The sequence below is a fragment of the Bacteroides sp. CAG:189 genome, from assembly GCF_000432295.1.
GTDB classification, from domain to species: domain Bacteria; phylum Bacteroidota; class Bacteroidia; order Bacteroidales; family Bacteroidaceae; genus Bacteroides; species Bacteroides salyersiae.
Genome location: NZ_HF991005.1, coordinates 12,515 through 24,703, shown reverse-complemented (window position 1 = coordinate 24,703; position 12,189 = coordinate 12,515). Strand labels below are relative to the sequence as shown.

The window sequence follows — 12,189 nt, the reverse complement described above, 5'->3', positions numbered from 1 at the left end:
CTCTTTCCCAGCAAGGTCTGTCTTGTACAGATTTGTCTGGCAGACATTGTTGGGGAAAAAAAACGGACTCTGTTGGCTCGGGCAGATAATGACCGGTCGTGTGTGAAAACGCTGTTCGATATTGTTGGCGGGTATGTCGATCTGATGTATTCTATGGGAAGTGTACTGCTGGCCGATTTGGCACAGGAGACGGATTACCAATCGTTCTCGAAACGGGAAGAATATTTCTGGTTGCAGCAATTTGCAGATGTATTAAATCGTTGTAAAGCCTGTGGATATCTACTTCCCGATGTCGATCCCGATCGCTTTGCGAATGATTTACTTGTCCTTCTTTATGAGAATAGGTTACGTGGTGCACGTTATACTACACAATGGTTGTTTTGTCAAGCGTTGTTGCGTGGTATATTCCAGACGAATGCTATTCCTTTGATTGATGAATATATGGAAGAACATGATCTTGCAGCACATGCCTGATCTCTTCAATATTTTAAAAAAGATGCAGCAACTTGATGCAAAGATGCTGCGTCTTTTTTTTATAGATTTTATTTCCTGAAATCAATAATGAATAAAACGCGCAGCCAATTGTCGCATTAATAAGACAGCGCAGCCAATTGGCACATTGGCATATTGCCGCATTGGCACATTATTTATCCGTTTTCAGTTCTTTCAGTACACTGCATGTCAACGGTATGGCCAGCAGGAAAGAAAGTAAGTCTACCATTGCCTGGCACATTTCCACTCCTTGCAGTCCGAAGAAGCGGGGCAACAGAAAGATAAGCGGAATGAAGAACAGTCCCTGACGTGCCGAAGAGAGTAGTGTGGCACGTACCGGTTTGCGGATAGTCTGTAGCATCATGTTACTCATAATGATCCATGAACCGAGAGGTAAGGTAATAAATTGCCATTTCAATGCTGCCGATCCTATGGAGACAACTTCTGAATCTCCTTTCCGGAAAAGTTCTATCACATCCGGTGCAAAGGCAATTCCTGTGATTGTGACGGTCAGCAGAAAAACAAATCCTACTTTTACACAAAACCAGAATCCTTCCCGTACGCGACTGTTCAGTCCTGCTCCGTAATTGAATCCGCACACGGGCTGGAATCCTTGTCCGAATCCGATAAGGAAAGAGTTGATGAACATACAGACCCGCGTGACGATAGACATCCCGGCAATGGCGGCATCTCCGAAATTACCGGCCGCCACATTCAGCAAGATGGTAGATCCCGATGCCAGTCCTTGACGAAAGAGAGATGGAGTTCCTCCATCGATAATCTCTTTGAAAAATCTCCAGGTAGGGGTGAAATGCTTGTATCGGATGATGATATTATTTCCCCGGCGTGCCATATACAGTAGTAGTGAGAAACTGCACATCTGGCTGATGATGGTAGCTAATGCCGCTCCCGATATCCCCATTCCGAAAGTGAAAATCAGTAACGGATCCAACACGATGTTCACTACCGCACCGGTGACGATACCCACCATGGCATAGGCGGCATTTCCTTGAAAACGCATCTGATTGTTCAGCACCAGCGAAGCCGTCATGAAAGGTGCGCCGATCAGGATAATGCCTAAATATTTTTCTGTGTAAGGCAGGATGGTAGGGGTAGACCCCAATGCGACGGAGAGTGGCGTTAACAGCAACAAGCCGACAACGGCAATGACTACTCCCATGAACAGGGCAAAGAAAAATCCTGTAGCCGCCATTTTTTCCGCATTATCCGTTTCTTGTGCTCCCAACTTTCGTGAGATGTAGTTTCCCGATCCGTGTCCGAAGAAAAATCCCACAGCCTGAATGATAGACATGACGGAGAACACGATGCCTACTGCTGCTGTCGACTGTGTGTTGATCTTCCCGACGAAATAAGTGTCTGCTATATTATAAAAGGAGGTGACCAGCATACTGATAATTGTCGGTACGGCCAGTCTACCGATTAATCCCGGAATGGGAGCGGTAGTCATCTGTGTAAAATTATCTTTCTTCATCGTTGTAAGGCGGCACTTCCGTGTCTTTATCGCTTTGTAAGTTCGTACAAAGATACGCATCCCTGCGGATATACGGGTGGCATTAGACGATCAGATTACGGTCTACTTCATCAAAATTACGAATAATTAGATAATCTGCCCAGTCGGAATAATCGTCATTATTCGAGTTAACAGCGATGATACATCCTGCGTTCGCATTTTTGGCAGCCTGTAGTCCGGCAACAGCATCCTCAAAGACTATTACCTCATCCGGTTGTCTTCCGATCACCGACATGGCAATCCGGTAGATTTGCGGATCGGGTTTTCCTTTTATCTGTCCGTTGTTGTACACTATCCTGTCGTAATCGAACCATTTGCCTATTCCCAAATGCTCGAAGTAGAAGTCCACATTCTCTTTGTCGGAAGCGGTGGCAATGGTGAACGGAACCTTTCTTTCTTGAAGGAAATCAAGAAAGACCGGAGCACCCGGTGCCAGCTTCATTTCGGTTTCCAGACATAATTGCCGGTATAAAGTCTCTTTTTCATCAACGAGCGCACGTATCTCTTCTGCCGGATGTTCGCGTTGGAAAAGACTGTTGAAAATATCCCTGTTATTCTTTCCGTGAAAGGTGGCGAAGAACTCATGATCGGACAAATGCATGCCCCGTTTTTCCAGAAACATGTTCCAAGCTTTATTGTGTAAGGGAGTATCCCAGAACAATGTACCGTTAAAGTCGAATATCACACCAGAGTATTTCATAACAGAATGGTTAGATGGATTTGGATTTATATATGCAAAGGTGGAAAAAGAAAGGTAGATGGGCAATGATATAAATCAAGAAATGAGGTTTCAATAATTTTTGTTTTCAATTATTGGAATTTTTTGTCGTATATGTTATATGCTTATAACGGTTCTTATTGGCAGGAAGAATTTATTATTTTTCAAATACATAATAGTTGAAAATAACATGTAGTTTACCCGATAAAAACGTTAAAATTCATCTTTTTCTTTTATAATTGATTTTCCAGGACAATATATGTTAAATGATTACACTATTGTAGTTGAGTTGTGTTTTATTTTATTATTTTTATGATAAATTTAAAAAATAGGCAACCATGCTCACGTAGGGATACAAGTTCTCTTCTCTGAGCCTGTAATGAAAATGCTTCGGAGTGAATATAATAAAGTCCGACTATTTGTTTAGTTGACTTTTAATAAACGCCCAAACGGACTTACATAGCCTAAAATAGTCCTTTGACATGCAGATATTTGGAAAATCATCAACTTGATGAAGTTTATCCACATGCATCTGACATTAATCTACATGGAGCGCTTTAACAACCTCTGTAGCGGGTCTTTGTTGCTGCGCGTATGAAAGCTATGGTTTCGAGCTCTTCCCTTAAAAACTCTTCCTTTTTTGTTTTATCCCGAAATGGGATTACGGTATTTGACATGAAGCGGTTATAATGAACCGCAGGCTTGTTTGAATTTTAACCGTCCACTTCTTGTGAACACTTATGAATATGTTTAACAATTTAAATTTAATTATTATGAAACGATGTATTATTTCCGCATGCCTGATAATGGTGTGTTCTTTGGTGTTTGCACAGGTAAAAGTGGGTTCGGATGGTAAGGTAGCTATCGGAACTGATACTGCTGCTCCTTTATCCATATTAAGTGTGAATAGTAAGGGAGAAGCCGATAGCGATATTATTATCGAATCGACCAACTCGATGGCTCTGACGGCAATACACAATCCTACGGAAAGATTAACGGGTTGGGCAAGAGGCTGCAATACCGGTATTGCGTTGTCACCCCATACATTTAATGTGGGAACTTTGGGCTCTGCATATTCTCACTCCGCTTTAAGTAGTGGAAGGGGATTTGGTTTGTTCGGTACAGCAGGCAATTATACATCAGGTTACAACTATGGTGTTTTAGGAATGCTTTATGGAACTAACAATGGTGCAGGCATCTATGGTACTTCTGTTCATAGTGATTATGGTGTGCCGATAAACGGTCGTTATGCAGGTTATTTCCGGGGAAATGTGTATGTGACTGGTAGTATTTATAGTGTTTTGTTGACTCCTGCAACAACTTCGACCAATCTTTCAACTCTATCCGCCCAATCGGAATCGGAAGAAGGCACAATGACGAAGTTGAGCCGGTTGAATACGGTTCAATACAATATGCAGTCTCCTTTCAATACGGCAGTCCCAGCTACTTTTATTGCCACTGATACGGTAGCTCCGGCTGTGCAGCTCTCGGCGGATGAAGCTCAGATTTATTCACGGGTTCATTATGGATTTATTGCCCAAGAATTGAAGAATGAATATCCTAATCTCGTTTATGAAAACGAACAGGGAGATTTAAGTATAAACTATATAGAGATGATTCCTCTCTTGGTACAATCCATTCAGGAGCTGACGGTAGAGATAAACCGGCTGAAATCGAAAAGCCAATCTCCTCTCTCAAGAAGTGTAGATGAGGAAGATGGAGAAGTCGAGGACGGTCTTATGGATAAATTAGAATCCGAATTGTTTCAGAATACTCCCAATCCATTTAGTGATAATACTGTAATTAAATATGTCATTCCGCAAGATGCACAAAATGCTAACTTGCTAATTTATGATATGAATGGCAAACAAATCGAGCAATTTGTTTTAACTCAAAAAGGTATGGGATCTATTGTATTGGAGGGGAGTCATTTGGAAGCCGGAATGTACCTGTATTCTCTGATTGTTGATAGCAAAGTGATTGATGTGAAAAGAATGATCTTAACAAATTAATAGGATAAAAACTATGCCATTGTAATTGTAAAATTGTAATTCATGAATGATAGAATATTATGAATAAGATTATATGTTTATTATTGTTTACATTTTGGGGCATTTTATCGTATTCACAAAATGTAGTGACTGATGGTGTTATCTTCTCAATAGATGGAAAGACTCTGATAAAGTATCCTACAGACAAGTTCTATAAAGAATATATAATACCTGAAGGTACGGAAATCATAGATAGAAAAGCATTTGTAGGAGCTCAAATAGGGAAAGTGACATTGCCAACTACATTAACTCATATAAACGATTCTGCGTTTTATAATGGTCCATCTGATTTCATTCTTACAGGGAAATTCCCCATTATTGGAAATCGTGTTTGGCCCAATGATAGGCGTTTTGAAGTTACTGAGAGCAATCCTTATTGTCGAGTATCGGACGATGGTTTTGTTTATTCTAAAGATGGAAAAACTGTACATATAGTTCCTATAGATATACGTGGTTATTTAGAAGATATTGAAATAATTGATAGATATGCTTTTCAAGATTGTTACTTCCGTTATGGATATATGAAGATGGCGATGGAAAAGTTATCAAATTGAATATTTAATTAGTAATAGAATGTTATGAAAAAAATTACATGTCTTTTATTGTTTACATTTTGGGGTACCTTGTTATATTCCCAGAATATGGTTGTTGATGGGGTCACTTTTTCTGCGGATGGGAAGACGTTGATAAAATATCCGAAAGATAAAGTGGATGAAGAGTATGTGGTTCCGGAAGGGACACAGATAATTGAAACAGAGGCTTTTGATCAAGTAGAATTGTTGTCACATATTATTTTACCTTTTTCTTTAAAGGAGATAAGAAACAATGCTTTTTTTAAATGTTTTGTTTTAAAGGCTGTGACTTGGAGTAATTTTCCCTCGATTGTGGGTAGGGATATTTTTTACGAATCTCCAATACGGGAATTTTATGTGTCAGATGGTGCTGATTGTGTAGTGGTAAACAATGTTCTTTTTTCTATGGATCAAAAGAAGCTGTTACGTTATCCTCCAAGAAGAGAAAAATCACAAGAAGAATCTGAAAATCCTACATATTTCACAGAATATGTAATTCCGGAAGGTACTGAAGTAATAAATAGATTAGCGTTTGATAGAGTTTTTTTGTATAGTGTAACTTTGCCGTCAACTCTAAAAACAGTAGAGGAAGGTGCTTTTTGGGTAGAACCACGTGTGCCTGTCGGTAGAAATAATCAAGAAACCAATCGTGATAATGATTTTGATTGGGATTTGGAATATCGGGACATGGATGTAGTTGTTTGTAACGCAATTGTACCTCCTGTGCTGATTGGCTATCCATTTGCGAATACATACTGGACAAGATTGTATGTTCCTAAAGAGAGTTTCGATGCTTATTGCTATGCACCGGGCTGGATGAAGTTTAGGGATATAAATCACAAACTCAATCCGGCTTCAGTTAATGACATTTCATTATCTGGCTTGAGAGTTTTTTTAGATGGTGACAACTTGAATATAACGGGTATGCGGAAAATATCAGAAGTAAGATTATATGCATTAAATGGTATTTTATTATTAGAAGAAATCATAAATGATAATTCGTGTAATTTAAAAATAGATAATCTGTCACATGGATTATTACTCTTAGAGGTGGTTTATGAAGATGGAACGAGGGAAAAGATAAAATTCCATAAATAAATTGATTTATGAAAAAGATATTAGTTTGTTTGATAGCTATTGTAGTTGTCATGAATTTGAGTGCACAAGTGGAAGGTACGATACAATGGAGGCCTGAGATAGATTTTACTTATCAGGTAAATGGTGAATATGTAGAAATATCATCTGAAACCGGATATGTTGATGAACCGGGAATGCCTCAGATTCCATATTGTGTGAAAACATTTCTTATACCTGTGAATACTCAGCCAGCAATACAGATAAAGTATGTAAATAGAAAGCTACAAAAAAAGGATATTTTATTATATCCGGTCCAACCGCCAATTCCTATTGGAGAAAGTATCTTATCATGGGTAGAGCCCAATAGTGATATTTATAACTCATCGAATCCTTTTCCAGGAAAGTATGCCGAAATTGTATCAGATAGGATGGATTTTGGTTACCATCTTGTAACGGTGAGATTTTATCCAATTGAGTATATTCCTAAACAGAGGGAACTGTATACTTGTGATATTGCTTATTCTTTAACTTTTTCGATGGCTAAAAAGTTAGCTTCTACTTCAATAATAGAAAAGCAATCGGAATACTTAAGTCAATTAGATGAGGACTATATTCGATCAATTATTGATAATAAGGAGATGTTGTCAGAGATTACTCCGAACATAAAAGCATCTTTCAGAAAAGGGCGTTTGGGCGCAATGGTAAGCGCAGCAGAAAAAAATGCTAATTCAGATGTGGATAATTATCTGCCGGAGTATCTGATTATAACGAATGAAACGTTGAAAGAGAAATTCCGGATATTGGCTGATTGGAAAACTAAAAAAGGGATACCTGCTATTATAGAAACAGTAGAGGAAATTTCTACCACATATACAGGAAGTGATATTCAAGAAAAAATTCGTAACTATTTGGTTGATGTTAAACGTAACTATGGTTCTATGTTCGTATTACTTGGAGGAGATACAAATGTTATACCCGCTCGTGTAAAGAAATCAAGAGATTCAGATAATAAAGATTGGGTTGCAGTTGATTTTTATTATACTTGTGTAGATAATGGAAACTGGAATAAGAATGGGAATAATATATATTATGAAGCTGATAAAATAGATTTTGAAGATAGTAAAGATTGGGGAGTATCATTTAAATTAGGAAGAGCCCCGGTGGAAACATTAGAAGAGGCAGAGATATTTGTCAATAAAGTAATTCATTATGAAAAAGCAGATTTAAATATTGATTATTCATATATAAATAATTCGGTAGCAGCTGACGCCTTTATTTCTAAAAACGAAAATACCGGTTATTTATCTAATGAAAAAAGAAGTGAAATTGCAAGTTTTTATTCTGAGACAAATCTGAATCGTTGGTTGATTTATGATCATTATAACTGTAAAAGTAATATTGCTACTTGTAGTAATAAACATAGTGTATATGAAGATCAGTCCGGTAAAGGAGAAGAATTGAATAAGGTCCATTTTGTAAGCGCTTTACAAAATGGTGGAAATTCGGGTTTAAACCATTTTCACCTTGTTTATCACATGGACCATTCTTCGCCGGAAGGAATGGGAACTTCTTCTAAGGATAAGAATGAATCAATCTCCAATTGGGATGTGGATAATTTGAATAATGGATATTATTATCAAATAGTTATGTCGGGTGGCTGTTCGCCGGCAGACATAACAAAAGATTGCATAGCGGAACATTTTATAAATAATCCTCAAGGTGGAGCTGTTGCATTTATTGGTAATGCCGATACAGGCTGGGCAAATGAACATGTTCATTTAGGCCAATTTTTGTCTGAACTTTATAAAACGTCTGCTAATGCGACCAATAGATATGATTTGTCCATTCTTCATCAGAAGGCACTTGAAAATATTAAATATAAAAATCTTAAATTAGCTAATTGTGCTTTGCATCTTTTAGGTGATCCTGAAATGCAGGTATGGAGTGATGTTCCAAAAACGATGAATGTTACATTAATGCCTGCTTCCTTAACAACGGGTGAGAATATGATAATGGTAAACATAAATGGTTTACCACAAAATGAAACTGCCAGAATTTGCATTCAAAAAAAGGATGAACTGTATATTGTTGATCAATTGGCTAATGGAAGTCATACTATTAATGTATCTGTACAGACATTGGGAGTTGTGAATATAACAGTCACTGCCCATAATTTCAGACCTGTGGAAAGAGATGTTCAAGTATCGCAAAATGGTAGTGAGTCTACTATTGCTGTTGAAGATCTAATTTACAATGATAAAGGAACTGGTGTAAGTATAGGAAATGGTGACGGACAATTGGATGCTGGGGAAACGATTGAATTGACTGTAAAATTGAGAAATACCGGAAACAGCGCATTAAATGGAGTAACAGCATCTTTAATAAGTACATCCGATGATATAGAGATCGTGAATGCTAATGCTACATTTGGGAATATTGCCGGTAATACTGCTGTGAGATCTGTCACTCCGTTCGTTTTCAAAATAAATAAAGATAGTGGTGAACATTTGAGAAATAACTCCAGTGGAATAAACTTGAATCTACAAATATCAGTAAATGGTGAAACTAAAATTCAACCGCTTAAGATAGATAATATTTATGCTCCTAAAATAGAAATAGGGAATCAAAAAATTACTTGGACGAGTAATGGAAACACTACAGTAGAAGCGGGTGAAACTGTGAAGATGAATATTGATTTAATGAATGTAGGACAGGCCGAAGCTACAGGACTGAAAGCTGTACTTATTTCGAATAATTTGCAGGTGTCATGTTCATCTACGCCAATCGTGTATCCTTCTATTGCCTTTTCTGAGACTAAAACAAATACAATTGCTTTTCAGTTCCAGACATCAAGCAGTTATGCGGGGATATTGAGTTTCACATTACAAGTAAGTAATGAGTATGGAAGGACTTGGAACTTTCCAGTAAATCCATTGTCAAGACCCTCTGTGATTAAAACATCGACTCTTGATTTTCAGCCTTATGCTTCTTCTATCAATGTGTATTGGACACCTGTCAAGGAGGTGGCCGGATATAATATATACCGTAGTGACAATGGAGAAAATGGCATTTATCGGAGATTGAATAGATTTCCATTGAAGGCTGCATATTATTTAGATGATAGCCTTGCCGAACGAACATTGTATTATTATAAGGTTGCAGCAATTTCAACAAACGGAAATGAAAGTGAATGGAGTGCGGCTTACCGGACATGGACTTCTTATCCGGTTGTTAGTCCATTCCCCAAAAGATTAGCTACCGGTGTTTATTCATCTGTATCTTGTCCAAATATTGCAGATGTGGATAATGACGGCAAACAAGAGATATTCTGGATCTATGAAGATCGGTATGATACTCATACAAGTTACATAATGGGATTTCGTCCTTCGGGCGAAGAGTTATATGATATCGATGGAAATGTGACCACGGTAAGTGGCTTTGTGAAAACACCAACAATGTTGACAGGGCAAGTGGCTTTTGGAGATTTGTCCGGAAATGGGGAACAAAATATAGTAGCATCTACTTGGGAAGATGATAAAAAATATCAGGAAAAAAGAGCAGTCTATTGTTATTCTCCGTTTGATAGGGATGGGGACCATAAACCTGATTTGTTGTGGGAAAAGCGAATTCCTTATTCAATGTTTCAAAGTCCGGTCATTGCCAATTTGGATGGTAGTGCCGATGGTACAATGGAGGTTATTGTAAAATCGCATCAAACTTCTGATATCTTTATTCTGGATCATGACGGAAATGAAGTGAGACGTTTGAATCCTAACGTTCATGTTACGAATGGAAAAGACCATAATCGTTCAGCTTTAACAGTAGCCGATCTTGATGGTGACGGTCAGATGGAAATAATAGCTTCGTATGATTCTTTAGGAATTTATATTTGGCGGCAGGATGGAACTCCTTTTACGACGAATCCGTTTTGGGGAGCAGGAATTCCCAGATTAGCTTCTGCTCCGGTGGTGTGCGATTTAAATGAAGATGGTAAAAAGGAGATATTGTTTTCTCAACGGCAAATGGCAGAAAGTAAGGTATTTGCTATTAGTTTGGATGGGGATAAAACAGTTGCAGGGTGGGATGGAAGTCAGACAATTCCGTATACAGTCAATGCTGTTGGATCTACTTTAGATCATACTTTATCAGTGGGTGATATAAACAATGACGGGCATTTGGAGGTGGTTATATTGGGGCATGAAACGGTAAAAGCATGGACACATACAGGGAAGCTTATTTTTAGCAAATCGATTAAAGGCTTATTTCCACAAGAAAATTATGCGTCTAATATGAATACTCCAATTTTGGCTGATGTGGATGGAGATGCTGTACCTGATATTGTATTCTGCTGCAACAATTATATTTATGCTTTACATAATGACGGTAGTGATATAATCGGATTTCCGATAATATCGGATGAGAAATTTTTAGATACTCCTTGCGTGGCAGATATTGATAATGATGGTAAAAGCGAGTTAATAGCCGGTAATGAACATGAATTGTATGTCTGGAAAACCGATGGTGTTCCTACGGCCATAGAGTGGGGTGTTAAGCGTGGAAATCCACAGAATACGAATGAATATTTCCCGACTGTTTGCCAGCCGACACTGATAAATTCCAATGAAGTATGGGACGGGGAATCACCCTGCGGAAATGTAGTGTTGCAGTCGGGGCGATTACTTATTCCTGCCGGTAAAACGATGGTGCTGAATAAAACTTTTTCTGTGATCGTCCGTTCCGGTGCTGTGCTTGAAGTAGATGGTGGAAGTATTTTGAATGCAAGGCTTGTCGTGCAAAAAGGCGGCACGGTCATCGTCAAGAACAATGGTTTAATCAAGTTACGAGCAGGCTCCGACTTTGACATGGAAAAAGGGGCTATACTTGATTTCTCTTTTGGAGCAATTGACATACCTTGATAAAAGAACAGAATCAGCAGTAGGATAAATATAATTAAGAGATGAACCACAAACACTATCGGTTCATCTCTTAATTTTTACTTGTCCTGTCTCTTTCCGTGAAATACTTATGCGTTCAGCGCTTGCTCTATATCGGCAATGATATCTTCGGCATTCTCGATGCCTACACTGAAACGGATGAGGTCGGGGCGAACTCCGGCTTCCATCAGTTGCTCGTCTGTCAATTGCCGGTGAGTATGGCTGGCAGGATGCAGCACGCAGGTGCGTGCATCGGCTACATGCGTAACGATGGCAGCTAATTTCAGCGAATCCATGAATTTAATAGATACGTCGCGTCCGCCTTTCAGACCGAAGGAGATGACACCGCAGGAACCGTTCGGAAGGTATTTCTGAGCCAGTTCATAATATTTATTACCCGGAAGGCCGCAATAGTTTACCCATGCCACTCGGTCGTCATTCGACAGGTATTCGGCCACTTTCTGTGCATTACGGCAATGTTGAGGCATGCGAAGGTGAAGTGTCTCCAATCCTAAATTGAGCAGGAAAGCATTTTGCGGGCTTTGTATACTGCCGAGGTCACGCATCAGTTGGGCAGTTGCTTTGGTGATATAGGCCATTTTACCGAATGCCTTGGTATAGGTCAGTCCATGATAAGATTCGTCCGGAGTACACAATCCGGGGAATTTATCGGCATGGGCATTCCAATCGAAATTGCCGCTATCAACAATACAGCCGCCTACACTCGTGGCATGTCCGTCCATGTATTTGGTGGTGGAATGTACCACGATGTCTGCTCCCCATTCAAAAGGACGGCAGTTGATCGGAGTAGGGA

General features: G+C 38.9%; 8 protein-coding genes. 5 read left to right on the top strand and 3 right to left on the bottom strand.

Going from position 1 to position 12,189, the window contains the following annotated elements:
• Positions 1-474 (top strand): TetR/AcrR family transcriptional regulator (locus tag QVP90_RS03035; RefSeq protein ID WP_288203870.1); only part of this gene is annotated, 474 nt, incomplete at its 5' end.
• Between the two features lie 169 nt (positions 475-643).
• On the opposite strand, the gene QVP90_RS03030 is transcribed toward QVP90_RS03035, so the two are convergent.
• Both QVP90_RS03030 and QVP90_RS03025 read right to left on the bottom strand, forming a co-directional pair.
• Complete coding sequence (locus QVP90_RS03030; protein WP_264380723.1) at positions 644-1,984, bottom strand: MATE family efflux transporter; 1,341 nt, start codon at positions 1,982-1,984, stop codon at positions 644-646.
• 82 nt (positions 1,985-2,066) lie between these two features.
• Positions 2,067-2,723: an HAD family hydrolase gene (locus tag QVP90_RS03025; RefSeq protein WP_021935609.1), complete on the bottom strand. Its 657-nt coding sequence runs from the start codon at positions 2,721-2,723 to the stop codon at positions 2,067-2,069.
• A gap of 791 nt (positions 2,724-3,514) precedes the next feature.
• Here QVP90_RS03025 and QVP90_RS03020 point away from each other — a divergent pair.
• From QVP90_RS03020 to QVP90_RS03005, 4 genes are read left to right on the top strand one after another with little or no spacing between them, the layout of a single operon-like run.
• The gene (locus QVP90_RS03020) at positions 3,515-4,753 is read left to right on the top strand and encodes a T9SS type A sorting domain-containing protein (protein ID WP_007482442.1); all 1,239 of its coding nucleotides are present in this window, start codon (positions 3,515-3,517) and stop codon (positions 4,751-4,753) included.
• Positions 4,754-4,812: 59 nt separating this feature from the next.
• Positions 4,813-5,346 carry a leucine-rich repeat protein gene (locus QVP90_RS03015; protein WP_005933199.1) on the top strand — a complete coding sequence of 178 codons (534 nt, stop codon included), beginning with the start codon at positions 4,813-4,815 and terminating at the stop codon, positions 5,344-5,346.
• 24 nt (positions 5,347-5,370) lie between these two features.
• The gene (locus QVP90_RS03010) at positions 5,371-6,462 is read left to right on the top strand and encodes a leucine-rich repeat protein (protein ID WP_007482443.1); all 1,092 of its coding nucleotides are present in this window, start codon (positions 5,371-5,373) and stop codon (positions 6,460-6,462) included.
• Positions 6,463-6,470: 8 nt separating this feature from the next.
• Positions 6,471-11,357: a C25 family cysteine peptidase gene (locus QVP90_RS03005; RefSeq protein ID WP_021935608.1), complete on the top strand. Its 4,887-nt coding sequence runs from the start codon at positions 6,471-6,473 to the stop codon at positions 11,355-11,357.
• Between the two features lie 107 nt (positions 11,358-11,464).
• Here the strand turns inward: QVP90_RS03005 and QVP90_RS03000 are convergent.
• Positions 11,465-12,189, bottom strand: a 725-nt coding sequence (locus tag QVP90_RS03000; RefSeq protein ID WP_288203866.1) for a PLP-dependent transferase, incomplete at its 5' end; no start/stop codon positions are given.